This window comes from Rhodanobacter sp. UC4448_H15 (assembly GCF_052978265.1).
In genome coordinates, this window is the sequence record NZ_CM129665.1 from 2,565,349 (window position 1) to 2,579,007 (window position 13,659).

Here is a 13,659-nt window from a genome sequence, read left to right on the forward strand (position 1 = left end):
TCGCACCGCTCCGATCATGCGCGGATGCCCACACCATGCCGCTTCCTCCTGCTCGCCCTGCTCGCCTGCGGCAGCCTCGCCGTGCACGCCCAGCAAGGCGACGCCGCGCCGGCATCGGCGGCGAGCGCCGCCACGCCGGCGCAGTCGCTGGAGCAGTTGGACGATCGCCTCGATGCACTCAAGGCAGCACTGAAGGACAAGCAAGCCGCCAGCTCGCTCGGCGACCTGCGCAACGACGCGCTGGCGGTGCAGGACCAGGCGCGGCAACTGGCCAGCGACCTGGCGCCCCAGCTGGCCGCGCTGCAGGCGCAGCTCGACGTGTTGGGCCCGCCGCCGGCCAAGGGCGCGGCGCCGGAAGCGCCGCAGGTCGCGGCCCAGCGGCGGCAACTGGACAAGGCCGGCGCCGCGCTGGATGCACGGATCAAGCAGGCGCAGCTGCTGGGCCAGAACGCGCTGCAACTGGCCGCGCAGATCACCGGCATGCGCAACGACGCGTTCCAGGCGCGGCTGGCCTCGCGCACGGCATCGCCGTTCGGCCGCGCATTCTGGAGCGAGCCGGCGCGCAGTTTTCCCGATGACCTGGCACGGCTGGACCGCCTCGGCGGTCGCGTGGCCGATGCCTGGAGCGAGGCGTGGGAAGCGCCGAACCGCACGCCACTGCTGCTGTGCCTGATTGGCGCGTTGCTGTGGCTTGGCGTGGGCCGCTGGCTGCTCGACCGGCTGCTGTTGCGCCTGGCCACGCGCCACGTGCCGGACGGCCATCTGCGCCGCAGCGCGATGGCGGTGGCGGTCGCGCTCACCGCGCTGCTCACCACCGGCATCGCCGCCCAGCTGGCGTACCTGGGCCTGAACTGGAACGACATCCTCGCACCGGACCTCGACGCGCTGGCGCGCTCGGCGGTACGGCTGGTGCTGTTTGCGGCGTTTGTCACCGGGCTGGGCCGCGCGCTGCTCTCCGTGCGCCGGCCGAGCTGGCGCCTGCCGCCGCTGTCCGACCTGGCTGCGCAGCGCCTGCGCATGCTTCCCTGGCTGCTCGGCGCCGCCGCGTTGCTGTTCGGCCTGGTCGAGCGCATCAGCCGCACGATCGGCTCCAGCTTGCCGACCACGGTGGCCACGCGCGGCGCGGTGGCGCTGGTGGTCAGCGGTCTCATCGCGGCGGGCTGGTGGCGTTTGCGTGGGGCGCGGCGGCAGGCGGCGGCCGAGGGCGTGGTCGAACATCAGCCGTTGTGGGTCGGCGCGCTCGGTGCCGGCGCAGTGCTGGGCGTGCTGGTGAGCTGGCTGGGCGTGGCCACCGGTTACATCGCGCTCGCGTTCTTCGCCGCGGTGCAGATGCTGTGGGTCGGCGTGGTGGTGGCCAGCGCGTGGCTGCTCGGCCACCTGTTGAACGACCTGATCCACGTGGCGCTGTCGCCGCACGAACGCGGCGGCCAGCGGCTGCAGGCATCCTTCCAGCTGGCGCCGCATGCGCTGGACCAGGCCGCCACCCTGCTCGCCGGCATCGCCAAGGTGCTGCTGACCCTGCTGGCCATCGCCATCGTGCTGACCCCGTTCGGCGCCGGCCCGGGCGACCTGCTGGCCAGCGCCCTACGCACCTTCGGCAACCTGAAACTGGGCGATCTGCCGATCAATCCCGGCAACATTTTCCGGGCGGTGCTGGTGCTGGTGGGCGGCGGCGTGCTGCTGCACATGCTCAAGCGCTGGCTGCGCGAGCAGTTGCTGCCCAAGTCGACGATGGAACCGGGCATGCAGGATTCCATCGTCACCCTGCTCGGCTACCTCGGCGGCCTGCTGGTGCTGGTGCTGACCCTGGCCGCGCTGCACGTCAACCTGACCAGCATCACCTGGATCGTCAGCGCGCTGTCGGTGGGCATCGGCTTCGGCCTGCAGGCGATCGTGCAGAACTTCATCTCCGGCCTGATCCTGCTGGTGGAACGGCCGGTGAAGGTGGGCGACTGGGTCAGCCTCAACGAGGTCGAGGGCGACATCCGCCGGATCAACGTGCGCGCCACGGAGATCCAGTTGTGGGACCGATCCACCGTGATCGTGCCGAACTCGCAGCTGATCACCGAGAACGTGCGCAACGTGACCCAGGCCAACGCGCTGGGCCGCGTGCAGATCAAGCTGCCGATGCCGCTGGACACCGACGCCGACAAGGTACGGGCACTGGCGCTGGAGGTGCTCGGCGCACACCCGGGCACACTGGCCGCGCCGGCGCCCTACGTGCAACTGGAGGGCCTCGATGCCGGCTCGATGACCTTCAACTGCGTGGCCTACGTCGGCAGCCCGCGTGACACCGGCGGCGTCAAGAGCGACCTGCTGTTCGAACTGCTGCAGCGCCTGCGCCGCGCGCGACTGCCGCTGGTGCGCGCGCAACTGGTGCGCACCCTGCCACCGCTGGCCGAGGAAGACGAACAGACGGGCTGAGCCGGCACGCCAGACCGCCGCGTATCCACGGAGACGAGCCGATGGGATTCCAGTACTACCTGCCCGGACCACCGCTGGACAAGCTGATCGCGAAAGTGTGGGACTGGGACATGCCGCCCGCGGCGCATCGCCACGAGCGCGTGCTGCCGCAACCCGGGGCGCAGCTCATCATCAACCTGCACGAGGACGAAACCCGTGTCTACACCGATGACGCGGCGCGGCGGTGTATCCGCTCGTCCGCCTGCGTGCTTGGCGGCCCCACCCTGCGCAGCGAGATCATCGACACCGCCGAACAGATCCGCGTGATGGGCGTGGTGTTCCGCCCGGGAGGCGCCCACGCGCTGACCGGCGAGGACGCCACCACCCTGATCGGACGGGATGTCGACCTGGGTGACTTGTTCGGGCCGGCCGCCGCGCTGCTGCGCGAGCAACTGCTGGAAACCCCCGCACCACGGGGCCGCCTGCGCCTGCTGACCCGGTGGCTGGTGCGACGCCTGCACAGCACCGCCTTGCATCCCGCCATCGCCTACGCGCTGGATCGGTTGGCCGACCCGCCGCAGGTGCAACGCATCGCGCCGCTGGTACGCGAGGCAGGCTTGTCCGAGCGCCGCTTCGGCATGCTGTTCCAGCACCAGGTGGGCATGCGTCCCAAGCACTACACGCGGCTGCTGCGCTTTCGCGCGGTGGTGGATCATGCGGCAGCGCAGTCGGCGGTGAACTGGAGCCAGGTGGCGGCCGATGGCGGCTATTTCGACCAGGCCCATTTGACCCACGAGTTCCGCCAGTTCGCCGGCGTCACGCCGACCGCATTCATGGCTGCGCGCGGTCCCTACTCCAACCACCTGCCGCTCGATTGAGCGACGGAAATCTACAAGACCGCCACGCCTCGCGGGGATAGTCTGGCCCGCGTCCCTGAGGACCGCGACGTCGTTTCGCGCCGGCGCAATGACGACACCACCCACCTTGCGAGAATCCACCACGGAGATAACCCATGGAACAGTCCGGCGGCAGCACCATCATCCCCTGCCTGCGCTACCGCGATCCCCACGCGGCCATCGACTGGCTCTGCCAGGCCTTCGGTTTCGAACGGCACGCGGTTTACGAAAACGACGCCGGCGAGGTCGAGCACGCGCAACTGGCCTACGGCCGCGGCATGGTCATGCTGGGCGGCGTGCGCGACAACGAGTTCGGCCGGCACATCGCGCAGCCCGACGAGATCGGCGGCCGCGAAACGCAGTGTGCCTGCGTGACCGTGACCGACTGCAAGGCCCACTACGAGCGGGCAAAGGCAGCCGGCGCGGTGATCGTCGACGACTACGCCGAGAAGGACTACGGCGGCGCCGGCTACAGCTGCCACGACCCGGAAGGCCACCTCTGGTACATCGGCAGCTACGACCCGTGGCAGCCGGAATGAACCGAAAACGCGCGGGCGGCGGGCGGTGCCCGCCCCACGGCGCGATGAGGATCAGGGCGTGACGACGGGCTTCAGCCTGGAGTCCGGCCGCGCGATCGCATACATCGCCCAGCTGATCTGCTTGAGCAGGCCGTGGTGGTCCTCGCCGATCCAGTACAGGTTGCCGTGGGTGCGATCAGGCAGGAAGCGGAACTCCGTCTTCGCTCCCAGGCCATCGAGCACGGCCTTCAGCTTGTGCGCGGAACCGTCGAGATAGAACGTGTCGGCCGTGCCCACGTAAAGATGGATCTTGCCGTCCAGGTCGGGCTTCAGCTGCGGCCATTGCTGCTGCAGGCGGTGCGCGATGTCGTAGTGATCACGCCAGTACGCCACCACCGCCGGGTCGACGGCGCCGGTGTCGCGATCGAACATCGGCACGGGCCGGCCATCCTCACCGCGCGGCGAGAATACCCACTCGAACGACGCCAGCTGGCCGCCGTAGCTGCCCAGCACGCGTTCGAGTTTCGCGAACTGCTCGAAGGTGCCCAGCACCTTGTCGTGGTTGCGCACCAGCGGGTAGGCCGAGCCGTCGGGCCGGCGGTAGACGTTGGCGTGCGGCGCGTAAAGATCCACGCCGGTGAAATCGTGAAAGTCACTCGGGTCGGGCGAGGTCGACCAGGTGCCTCCGAACAGCTTCGGGTAGCGCGTCTGCAGCCACAGCGTGGCCCAGCCGCCGGAGGAGTGGCCGTTGAGGAAGCGGCCGTTGGCATCGCCATCCATGCGGTAGTGCGCTTCGAGATGCGGGATCAGCTCGGTGGTCAGCGCCAGTCCCCACGGGCCGTTGTTGACCGAGTCGGCAAACTCGTGGGTGCCGGTGGGGCTGGACTCGTCGAGGAACACCCAGATCATCGGCGGCATCTGCTGCTTCGCCATCGCGGTGTAGACGGTGACGACCGGGCCGATCACGCGCTCGTTGTTGCCGCCGAAACCCTGCGTGTAATAGACGGTCGGGTAACGCGCGGCAGCCGCGGCGTCGTAGCCGGGCGGGGTCAGCACCCAACCGCGCATGTGGATCGGCCGGCCCCAGAACGCACTCAGCGACGGACTGGTGAAATCGACCAGGTGCGCGTGCGGACGAGCGGCGGCCACGCTTTCGCGCATCGCCGGCGGGGCCGAATCCGGCACGGCCCAGGGATCGCCGTCCGTCGGCAACGCTTTCGCCAGGACCAGTTCCGGCACGCCGGTCGCCGGCAGATGCAGCCTGACCACGTCGCTGACCAGATCGCCGGCACCACGCCCGGTGTAGTTGTAGTCATGGTTCACGTCGAGCACGGCCTGCACCAGGTAATCGCCCGGCGGCAGCTGCGACCACTCCGCGGGATACGCCATGCGGTTGGTGTCGATGTCGATCGCCTGCCCCGGCGCCCAGTGGTCCACCTCGCGCGCGGCCACGCTGGTCACCGTGCCGCTGAACGGATCGGCGTCGACCGACTCGACCACGCTGCTCTTGCCCTTGGACTCCGCTTCGGCCGCCGCCTGCGCCGCCTTGGCATCGACCGCGAACAGCAGCAGCCGGCCCGAAGTCGCTTGCGTGCTGGCCGCACCCAGTTCGACGCGGATGTAGCGATGTTCCAGCGCCTTGTCGCTGCGTGCCTGGGCAACGCCGACGAGCAAGCCGAAAGCCAGCAAAATCGCCCCGGCGTGACGACGATGATTCATGTCCCTTCCCCTTCGGCGTGGACGCCGCGAACGGCGCCGTGATGGATCACTTGCCTGCTGACGCCCCGGTGGCAGCCTCCACCGGCACCAGTCGCAGGTCCTGGAAATCGAAACTGAAATCGGTCAGCGGCGAGATCGGCTGCATGCGCACTTCACGGATCTTGCCGTCCATGTCCAGCGCGAAATCGACGAAGGCATCGGCGTCCAGCGAGCGGTCATCCCAGCGCACGGTGAAGCTGTCGTGTTGCCACGGCGTCAGCGTGCCGACCAGCTGTTCGGTCTTGCCGAAGCGCATGCGCAGCTTGCCGCGCTCCTGGCTGATGATGACGTCGCCGTACCACGGGTCGCGATACGTGCCGGCGTAGTCGGCCAGCGGCAGCGAGGGTTTGCTGCGCTTGTCGCGCGCCTGCTCGTGCTTCGCCACGCTGTCGTCGGCCTTGGCCTGGGCGTGCTGCACGGCCTTCTGGTACACGGCCACCCAGTCGGTCTTGTGCGAGGGGTTGAGGTAGGCATCGAGCACGCGATACGTCACCGCGTTGAATGCGGCGCCGGACTGCTGGTTGGTCAGCACGACCACGCCCAGCTTGAGTGAAGGCACCATCGTCACCCGGGACACGAAGCCGGGCCAGCCACCGGTATGCCAGACCAGCTTGCGGCCCTGGTATTGGCCGAGGAACCAGCCTTCGCCATAGCCGTAGTAGTCCGGCGTCAGCGGCTCCAGCTCGGGGATCGACGCCTTCCTGATCGGTATCGGCGTCAGCATCGACCACATCTCGTGGTGGCTCTTCTCGGAGAACACCCGCCGCGGCTTGCCGTCGGCGCCCACGGTCGGCAAGGCGCCGCCGGCCAGTTGCACGTTCATCCACTTGGCCAGGTCATGCACGCTGGAGTAGATGCCGCCAGCACCCGGATCATTGAGCCAGGCCATCGGCGGCACCGGCTTGATGTCCTTGAACTCGTACGGGGCATGACCGGCAGCCACGTCCATGCCGGGCTTCAGGTAAGTCATGTCGATCAGCGACTCCTCCATGCCCACCGGCTTGAACAGGTGCTCGCGCACGTAGTCGGCATAGCTCTGGCCGGAAGTCTGTTCGATCACCAGGGTGGCCACCGCGAACAGGATGTTGTCGTAGGCGTAGTGGCTGCGGAAACCGTTCTTCAGCGGCACCTTGGCCAACCGCTCGACCACTTCCCTGGTGGTGTACGAGGACGGCGGCCAGTACAGCAGATCACCCGCGCCCAGACTCAGGCCACTGCGGTGCGCCAGCAGGTCGCGAATGCGCATCTCGTGCGTCACGTACGGATCGGACATGCGGAACCAGGGCAGGTGGTCGATCACGCGGTCGTCCATGTCCAGCTTGCCCGCGTCGGCCAGCTGCTGCAGCGCCGCGGCAGTGAAGGCCTTGGTGTTGGAGGCGATCGCGAACAGCGTGTGCGCGTCGACCGGGTCCGGCTTGCCCAGCTCCTTCACGCCGAAGCCGCGCTCCATCACCACCTTGCCGTTCTTGACGATGGCCACCGCGATGCCGGGCACCTCGAAGGTCTTCAGCGTATCCGCCATGTAGGCGTCGAAATCCTGCAGCTGCGCCGGCAGCAGCGGCTGCACGATGTCGCCGGTCGATACCGGCGGCGGCAGCTGCTGCGTGGCCGGAGCCTGCGCCAGCGCCGACGCGCCGAGGACCAGCAAGGCATGGCCGGCCAACAGCCGGAACGACAGCGCACGCACGGACCCGAATCGCTGGACCATCGAAGTTCTCCCCCAGGGCGACGACCCGCGCACTATCGCGAGAAATCGCCCGCAAGGCCAGCCCGGCATCCAACTCGACGCCGGCCGCGCAAGCCGCGATCATGCGCGGATCGGCAAGCGAAACGAGGATCGCAATGAACACGCTGGCGGAATGGATTGCGCTGCACTCCCTGCTGCTGTGGGCGCTGCTGTTGCTGCTGGCCTTGCTGGCCGGCGACCTGGCCTGGCGGCACAACGCGCGCTGGCAGCGGCGCGCTGCGCTGCTGGGCCAGGCGCCGACGATGCTGCGCTGGCGCACGGGCCTGCTGCTGTGCATGGTGCTGGGGTTGTTCTTCGGCGGCCTCGCGCTGGCGATTTCCGGCCAGCCGACGACCGGCCTGGACGGCTTCGACGCCAGCCTCGCCGCCAGCCTCCGTGCCCATGTGCCGGTGCCGGCGCTGCGCGTGATCGCCGCCATCACCCATCTGGGCGACACCTTGTGGGTCGCCAGCGCGGCGGCCGTGGTGTTGCTCATCCTGCTGCTGCGCCGCCAGTGGACGCTGGCGGCGAGCTGGAGCGTGGCCCTGCTCGGCATCCTGCCGATCAACGGCGGGCTGAAGGCGCTGTTCCGCCGTGCCCGCCCGCTGCACGACCACGGTTTCATCGTCGAGCCGGGCTGGAGTTTCCCCAGCGGGCACGCGTTCGGCGCGATGGTGTTCTACGGCATGCTGGCCTACGTGCTGCTGCGGCTGACGCCGCGCTTCCATCGCGCGGTCATCGCCGGCGCCGTGCTGATGGTCGGGGTGATCGGCGTCAGCCGGATCCTGCTGCAGGTGCATTACCTCAGTGACGTGATGGCCGGTTATGCCATCGGCGCGGCGTGGCTGGTGCTGTGCATGGGCACCTCCGAATGGCTGCGCCACCAGCCCGGCGGGGCCACGCCATGAACAAGCACGGCACGATCCGCGTCGGCATCGGCGGCTGGACCTACGCACCGTGGCGCAACAACTTCTACCCGACGAAACTCGTGCAACGGCGCGAGCTGGAATACGCCAGCCGCCAGCTGCGCGCGATCGAGATCAACGGCACCTTCTACGGCGCGCAGAAACCGGCCACGTACGCGAAGTGGGCGGCGGAAACGCCGGACGGTTTCGTCTTCTCGCTGAAGGCGCCGCGCTACATCACCGAAGGCAAGCGGCTGGCCGACACCGGCAAGGGCATCGGCGGATTCATCCACGGCGGCCTCGTCGAGATGGGCGACCGGCTGGGGCCGATCCTGTGGCAGCTGCCGCCGTCGCGACGGTTCGATGCCGACGACGTGGCGGCCTTCCTGGACGCCCTGCCGCGCGAATTGAACGGGCACCCTCTGCGCCACGTGCTGGAAGTGCGCCACCCCAGCTTCGCCTGCGCGCCGTACGTGGAACTGGCCCGCGCACGAGGCGTGCCCACCGTGTTCACCGACTCGACCGAGTACCCGTCGCTGGCCGATCTCACCGGCGACTTCGCTTATGCGCGCTTGATGCGCAGCGTCGACGGCATCCCGACCGGCTACGCCCCCGACGCGCTCGACCTCTGGGCCACGCGTGCACAAGCCTGGGCTGCCGGCGAGGACATCGCCGACCTTCCGCACGCGGCCGCCGTGCAGCCACGAGGCAAGCCGCGCGACGTGTTCGTGTTCTTCATCAGCGCCGCCAAGCACCGCAACCCGGCCGCCGCGATGGCGCTGCAATCACGCGTGGATTCGACCTCGTAGGGCGGGCACTGCCCGCCGCTTTCCGTCACGGGCCAAGGGCCGGCGGGCAGTGCCCGCCCTACACCGGCCGGTAGTGATCCACTTCGCGATAGCGCCTCGCGTACAGCCCGAACGCCAGCGCAGCGAGCAAGGCGAAAGCGGCGAAGAAGAACATCTGGAACGCCGTGACGCTGAGCCCGCTGTGGGCGATCGAACCGATCACGCTTTCGTTGCGCACCGCCGCGTTGGCCAGCAGCACCCACAGGTTGCCGACCGTGGTGGTGAGATTCCAGAAACTCATCACCACGCCCTTCATCGAGGCCGGCGCCTGGCTGTAGGCGAACTCCAGACCAGTCGCGGAGACCAGCACCTCGCCGAAGGTGAGCAGCGCGTACGGCAATACCTGCCACACGATCGACAGCGGATCGCCGCCGTCGATCACCACCTGCAGGCCGCCCACCACGATCCAGGCCAGGCCGCTGAACGCGATGCCGGCGGTCATCCGGCGCAGCGCGGTGGGCTCGTAGCCGAGCCGGCGCAACAGCGGGTACAGCACCAGGTTGTTGAACGGGATCAGCAGCATCACCAGCAACGGGTTCAGCGCCTGCATCTGCGCCGGCCGGAACCAGGACGGCATCGTCATCTCGCCACCCTGGATCACCCAGGTCGAGGCCTTCTGGTCGAACAGCGAGAAGAACGGCGTGGTCAGCGCGAAGATCACCAGCACGCGCAGCACGTTGCGTGCGCCATCGACCGCAGCGTCCGGATGCGCGCCCCGTGCGCGATCCATCTGCAGCCAGGCGCCGCCGCCCACGCCGCCGATCAGCACCACCAGCGCGATGCATGCGGCGATCACGAAGCCGAGCGACGGCACCAGCGCGAACGACGCCAGCGCCACCACCACCGCGACCACCGCCAGCCACAAGCCCGGCCGCGTCTGACCCGGCCGCTGCGTCAGCAGCGCGGTACGGACCACCCGCGAAAACGCGTGCTGGTCCGGCGGCCCCGGCGGCACCATCACGTACTGCTTGCGGCCCAGCCAGAACACCACGGTGGCGACGAACATCAGGCCCCCGGGAATGCCGAACGCCACCGCCGCGCCGAAGTGGTGCAGGAACAGCGGCATCAGCAGCGAGGCGAAGAACGAGCCGAAGTTGATGATCCAGTAGAACGCGTCGAACACCATCTTCGCCAGGTGCTTGTTCGACTGGTCGAACTGGTCGCCCACGAACGACGCCACCAGCGGCTTGATGCCGCCCGCGCCCAGCGCGATCAGGCCCAGTCCCGCGAAAAAGCCCAGCCGGTTGTCCTCGAAGATCGCCAGGCAGGCGTGACCGGCGCAGTAGATGAGGCTCATCCACAGCACGGTGTTGTACTTGCCGAAGAAACGGTCGCTGATCCAGCCGCCCAACAGCGGGAAGAAATACACGCCGATCACGAAGGTGTGGAACACGTCCTTCGCCGCCAGCATGCGCTGGCCCTCGGGCAGGTACAGCAGCAAGCTCGTGATCAGGAACGGAGTGAGGATGTTGCGCATCCCGTAGAACGAGAAACGCTCGCAACCCTCGTTGCCGATGATGTAGGCGATCTGGCGCGGCAAGCGGCCGCGATCATGGTCGGAGGTGGTGCTCATCCGGGCTCCGGAAGTCGGGTGGGCAGCGCACGCGCTGTATCGAGGCGAAGGCGGAGTGTGCGTAATTTCCTTCGATGAAGGAAGCCTGCAGCCCCGTTCGGCCCTGCTAAGCTCGCCTCGCCACCGCCTGCCGCGAGAACCATGCGCCGTCTTCGACCGCTGCTGTTGCTGCTGATCGCCATCGTCGCCGTGCTGCTGTGGCAGCGCCACGGCGAAGCGCCGGGCGCGCCTGCCGGCCCCGCCGGCAACCCTGTCGCCACGCGCGTGGCACCGGCGGACGACGCGATGGCATCGCTGCCGCCGCAGGCGCGCGCGATGGTGCAGCGGATCGCCGCCGGCGGTCCGTTCGAGCACCGCCAGGACGGCGCCGTGTTCGGCAACTACGAAGGCTTGCTGCCCAAGGAGCCACGCGGCTACTACCACGAGTACACGGTCGAGACGCCCGGCGCGCGCAACCGCGGCGCGCGGCGCATCGTCACCGGCGGCACGCCGCCGGAAGTCTGGTACTACACCGACGATCACTACCGCAGCTTCCGTCGCTTCGAGGTGGCGCGATGAGCGCGGACCGTTTCGACCTGGACCTGACCCGGCCCGCGCTGAGCGGCGTGTATTTCGTCGGCGTCGACGATCTCGATCGGCTGGCCCGCATCGCGGCGCGTGACGATTTGCACGTGTGTCGCACCGACCTTGCCGGCTGCCACGACAAGGATGAACTGCTGCACCGCCTGGCGGTGTCGTTGCAGCTGCCGGCCAGCTTCGGTCACAACTGGGACGCGCTGGCCGACTGCTTGCGCGATCTCGGCTGGCTGCCGGCGTGGGGCCACGTGCTGTTGTTCGAGCACGTCGACGACTTGCGCGCGACGGCCAGCCGCGACTACGAGATCCTGCTCGGCGTGCTGGACGACGCCGCCACCTTCGGCGCAGAGCACGACCATCCCTGGTTCGCCTTCCTGGCGCTGCCCGACAGCGCGTTCGAGCACGCCCATCCTTCCGCCTGAGCGCGGACCATCCCTCCCCACGGCAAGACCATGCAGACCATCGAATTTGAACTGGAAGGCGGCTACGTCGAACTCAACATGCTGCTGAAGCTGGTCGGACTGTGCGACAGCGGCGGCGCCGGCAAGGCGATCGTGGCGAGCGGCGCGGTGAAGGTCGACGGCACCGTGGAACTGCGCAAGACCTGCAAGATCCGCGCAGGCCAGTTCGTCACCCTCGACGACGTGGAGATTCACGTGCTGGCCGACCCGCTGGGCGACGAAGACGGCCGCCCGCCGGCCGGCGGACACCGCTGAATCAGGCGCGCGGCAAGCCTTGCAGGCGATCGCCGAGCGCTTCTATCGCGGAAGCTGGCAGCAGGAATTCACCTTCCATCACCTCGCGCAGCTCGGCCACGTCGCGCAGTTGCCGGCGCTCCGGCTCCTGGCCATCGCGGCGGATGGTGAACTCGTAATCGAGCAGGCCCAACCGTCGATCCGCGGTGGTGCGGCCGAGCAAGAGATGGCTGACGAAGCGCGAGGCCGGGTGGCTCGACACGTAATGATTGGCCACCACGTAATCGACCATCGGCACCGCGCGCAGATCAAACCGGTACAGCGTGCGCCACTGGCCATGCGCCAGCGACTGCATGCGCCACTCGCCATCGCGTTCCAGCAACCGGAAGGGCTCGTGCGCGGTGGCCTGCCGGATATCCGGCTGCAGCCGCAGCGCGCCGGTGAGCACGTGGCCGCCGAAGCCGACATCCGCCAGCCAGCTCTCGCCCTCCAGCTCGACGCGCAACAGCATGTGGCTCTGCGGGGTTTGCGTATCCTCCGGATGACCCCACAGCACGCGGGCGATCAGGCCGCTCACCTCGAAGCCGATCTCGCGCAGCATCGCTTCGAACAGCAAGTTCTGCTCGAAGCAGTAGCCGCCACGGCCCTCGTCGACCAGCTTGCGCTGCAACGCCGCCAGATCGAGATCAACCGGCCGGGCCATCAGCGGATCGAGGTTGGCGAACGGGATCGTGGCCACGTGCGCGATGGCCAGCCCGCGCAGGGTCGGCAGATCCACCCCGACCGGGCCGGACCAGCCCACGCGGCGCAGGTAGGCGTCCAGATTGACGGCGTCAGGCATGCAACCCTCCAGCGAATTCGCCGCCCATGGTAGCGCCGCACCGTCGCGAGGTAACCGCCGCCCTCCCGTCGACGAATGATGGGTTGAGTGCGTCCGCACGCCATCGTCAGCGAGGTTGCCCATGATCCGTCCACGCCGCCTGTTTCCGTTTGCCGCCGCGCTCCTGCTCGCCGGCCTCGCGGCCTGCCAGCCCGCCGCGGCTGCTCATGAAGGCGTGCGCCTGCCCTCGCCCGTCGTCGATGCGGCGCCTTCCACCGCGCACGACGAGGTGGCCGTGCTCGCCGGCGGCTGCTTCTGGGGCATCGAGGCGGTATTCGAGCACGTGAAGGGCGTGCGCAAGGTCACCGCCGGCTATTCCGGCGGGACCGCCAGCACCGCCCACTACGATGAGGTCAGCGGCGGCGACACCGGCCACGCCGAGTCGGTGCAGGTCGAGTTCGACCCGTCCCGGGTCAGCTACGGCACGCTGCTGCAGGTGTTCTTCTCGGTCGCGCTGAACCCCACCGAGCTCAACCGGCAAGGACCGGATCGCGGCACCCAGTACCGCTCGGTAATTTTCTACGGCAACGACGAGCAGAAGAAGATCGCCACCGACTACATCGCCCAGCTGACGGCGGCCCATGCGTTCGCCGCGCCGATCGTCACCCAGGTGGTTCCGCTCACGGCGTTCTACCCGGCCGAGGCCTATCACCAGCACTATTACGACCTGCACCCGCGCAACCCGTACATCGTGATCAACGATGCGCCCAAGGTGGCCCACCTGCAGCGGCTGTTCCCCGAGCTCTACCAGGCCGCTTTGTAGGGGCGCGCTCGTGCGCGATGCTCTTCGTGACGCAACGAAAAGGCATCGCGCCCAAGGGCGCTCCTGCGACAGGGGTCGCCTTGCGTGTGACGGCACGACCCCCATGTCGGAAGCTTCG

The 13,659-nt window shown here is 68.7% G+C and carries 13 protein-coding genes; 9 read left to right on the forward strand and 4 right to left on the reverse strand.

Annotated features, from left to right (window positions below; genetic code table 11):
• Nucleotides 1–24 precede the first annotated feature (24 nt).
• The 3 genes from ACVCMI_RS11675 (at nucleotide 25) to ACVCMI_RS11685 (ending at nucleotide 3,838) form a co-directional block, all read left to right on the forward strand.
• Entirely contained in the window at nucleotides 25–2,424 is a 2,400-nt protein-coding gene (locus tag ACVCMI_RS11675; protein ID WP_395118941.1) for a DUF3772 domain-containing protein, read from the forward strand.
• 41 nt (nucleotides 2,425–2,465) lie between these two features.
• A complete protein-coding gene (locus ACVCMI_RS11680) occupies nucleotides 2,466–3,281 on the forward strand; it encodes a helix-turn-helix domain-containing protein (RefSeq protein ID WP_447098728.1) in 816 nt (271 codons plus the stop codon).
• A 134-nt stretch (nucleotides 3,282–3,415) separates the two neighbouring features.
• A complete protein-coding gene (locus ACVCMI_RS11685; RefSeq protein ID WP_447098727.1) occupies nucleotides 3,416–3,838 on the forward strand; it encodes a VOC family protein in 423 nt (140 codons plus the stop codon).
• A gap of 51 nt (nucleotides 3,839–3,889) precedes the next feature.
• Here ACVCMI_RS11685 and ACVCMI_RS11690 read toward each other — a convergent pair whose 3' ends face one another.
• Both ACVCMI_RS11690 and ACVCMI_RS11695 read right to left on the reverse strand, forming a co-directional pair.
• Nucleotides 3,890–5,536, reverse strand: a complete 1,647-nt coding sequence (locus tag ACVCMI_RS11690; RefSeq protein WP_447098726.1) for an alpha/beta hydrolase — start codon at nucleotides 5,534–5,536, stop codon at nucleotides 3,890–3,892.
• 46 nt (nucleotides 5,537–5,582) lie between these two features.
• The gene (locus ACVCMI_RS11695; protein ID WP_447098725.1) at nucleotides 5,583–7,283 is read right to left on the reverse strand and encodes a serine hydrolase; all 1,701 of its coding nucleotides are present in this window, start codon (nucleotides 7,281–7,283) and stop codon (nucleotides 5,583–5,585) included.
• Nucleotides 7,284–7,417: 134 nt separating this feature from the next.
• On the opposite strand from ACVCMI_RS11695, the gene ACVCMI_RS11700 reads away from it, so the two are divergent.
• A complete protein-coding gene (locus ACVCMI_RS11700) occupies nucleotides 7,418–8,209 on the forward strand; it encodes a phosphatase PAP2 family protein (protein ID WP_447098724.1) in 792 nt (263 codons plus the stop codon).
• The gene (locus tag ACVCMI_RS11705; RefSeq protein WP_447098723.1) at nucleotides 8,206–9,015 is read left to right on the forward strand and encodes a DUF72 domain-containing protein; all 810 of its coding nucleotides are present in this window, start codon (nucleotides 8,206–8,208) and stop codon (nucleotides 9,013–9,015) included. The genes ACVCMI_RS11700 and ACVCMI_RS11705 overlap by 4 nt, the downstream gene beginning before the upstream one ends.
• Nucleotides 9,016–9,073: 58 nt before the next feature.
• Here ACVCMI_RS11705 and ACVCMI_RS11710 read toward each other — a convergent pair whose 3' ends face one another.
• Nucleotides 9,074–10,627: a POT-type proton-dependent oligopeptide transporter gene (locus ACVCMI_RS11710; protein WP_447098722.1), complete on the reverse strand. Its 1,554-nt coding sequence runs from the start codon at nucleotides 10,625–10,627 to the stop codon at nucleotides 9,074–9,076.
• A 141-nt stretch (nucleotides 10,628–10,768) separates the two neighbouring features.
• On the opposite strand from ACVCMI_RS11710, the gene ACVCMI_RS11715 reads away from it, so the two are divergent.
• From ACVCMI_RS11715 to ACVCMI_RS11725, 3 genes are read left to right on the forward strand one after another with little or no spacing between them, the layout of a single operon-like run.
• On the forward strand, nucleotides 10,769–11,185 hold the full coding sequence (locus ACVCMI_RS11715; protein ID WP_447098721.1) for a ribonuclease domain-containing protein: 417 nt from the start codon (nucleotides 10,769–10,771) through the stop codon (nucleotides 11,183–11,185).
• On the forward strand, nucleotides 11,182–11,625 hold the full coding sequence (locus ACVCMI_RS11720) for a barstar family protein (protein ID WP_395118961.1): 444 nt from the start codon (nucleotides 11,182–11,184) through the stop codon (nucleotides 11,623–11,625). Before ACVCMI_RS11715 ends, ACVCMI_RS11720 begins: the two co-directional genes overlap by 4 nt.
• Before the next feature lie 30 nt (nucleotides 11,626–11,655).
• On the forward strand, nucleotides 11,656–11,919 hold the full coding sequence (locus ACVCMI_RS11725; protein WP_447098720.1) for an RNA-binding S4 domain-containing protein: 264 nt from the start codon (nucleotides 11,656–11,658) through the stop codon (nucleotides 11,917–11,919).
• A 1-nt stretch (nucleotide 11,920) separates the two neighbouring features.
• Here the strand turns inward: ACVCMI_RS11725 and ACVCMI_RS11730 are convergent, their stop codons facing one another.
• Nucleotides 11,921–12,739 carry an arylamine N-acetyltransferase family protein gene (locus ACVCMI_RS11730; protein ID WP_447098719.1) on the reverse strand — a complete coding sequence of 273 codons (819 nt, stop codon included), beginning with the start codon at nucleotides 12,737–12,739 and terminating at the stop codon, nucleotides 11,921–11,923.
• 121 nt (nucleotides 12,740–12,860) lie between these two features.
• Here ACVCMI_RS11730 and msrA point away from each other — a divergent pair, with 121 nt between their 5' ends.
• Nucleotides 12,861–13,541, forward strand: coding sequence for a peptide-methionine (S)-S-oxide reductase MsrA (msrA, locus tag ACVCMI_RS11735; RefSeq protein ID WP_447098718.1), 681 nt, complete (start codon nucleotides 12,861–12,863; stop codon nucleotides 13,539–13,541).
• The last annotated feature ends 118 nt before the right edge of the window (nucleotides 13,542–13,659 follow it).

Bases quoted from the DNA above. Each gene is read 5' to 3' on its own strand.
- ACVCMI_RS11675 (WP_395118941.1), top strand. From the start codon at position 25: ATGCCCACACCATGCCGCTTCCTCCTGCTCGCCCTGCTCGCCTGCGGC.
- ACVCMI_RS11680 (WP_447098728.1), top strand. From the start codon at position 2,466: ATGGGATTCCAGTACTACCTGCCCGGACCACCGCTGGACAAGCTGATC.
- ACVCMI_RS11685 (WP_447098727.1), top strand. From the start codon at position 3,416: ATGGAACAGTCCGGCGGCAGCACCATCATCCCCTGCCTGCGCTACCGC.
- ACVCMI_RS11690 (WP_447098726.1), bottom strand. From the start codon at position 5,536: ATGAATCATCGTCGTCACGCCGGGGCGATTTTGCTGGCTTTCGGCTTG.
- ACVCMI_RS11695 (WP_447098725.1), bottom strand. From the start codon at position 7,283: ATGGTCCAGCGATTCGGGTCCGTGCGTGCGCTGTCGTTCCGGCTGTTG.
- ACVCMI_RS11700 (WP_447098724.1), top strand. From the start codon at position 7,418: ATGAACACGCTGGCGGAATGGATTGCGCTGCACTCCCTGCTGCTGTGG.
- ACVCMI_RS11705 (WP_447098723.1), top strand. From the start codon at position 8,206: ATGAACAAGCACGGCACGATCCGCGTCGGCATCGGCGGCTGGACCTAC.
- ACVCMI_RS11710 (WP_447098722.1), bottom strand. From the start codon at position 10,627: ATGAGCACCACCTCCGACCATGATCGCGGCCGCTTGCCGCGCCAGATC.
- ACVCMI_RS11715 (WP_447098721.1), top strand. From the start codon at position 10,769: ATGCGCCGTCTTCGACCGCTGCTGTTGCTGCTGATCGCCATCGTCGCC.
- ACVCMI_RS11720 (WP_395118961.1), top strand. From the start codon at position 11,182: ATGAGCGCGGACCGTTTCGACCTGGACCTGACCCGGCCCGCGCTGAGC.
- ACVCMI_RS11725 (WP_447098720.1), top strand. From the start codon at position 11,656: ATGCAGACCATCGAATTTGAACTGGAAGGCGGCTACGTCGAACTCAAC.
- ACVCMI_RS11730 (WP_447098719.1), bottom strand. From the start codon at position 12,739: ATGCCTGACGCCGTCAATCTGGACGCCTACCTGCGCCGCGTGGGCTGG.
- msrA (WP_447098718.1), top strand. From the start codon at position 12,861: ATGATCCGTCCACGCCGCCTGTTTCCGTTTGCCGCCGCGCTCCTGCTC.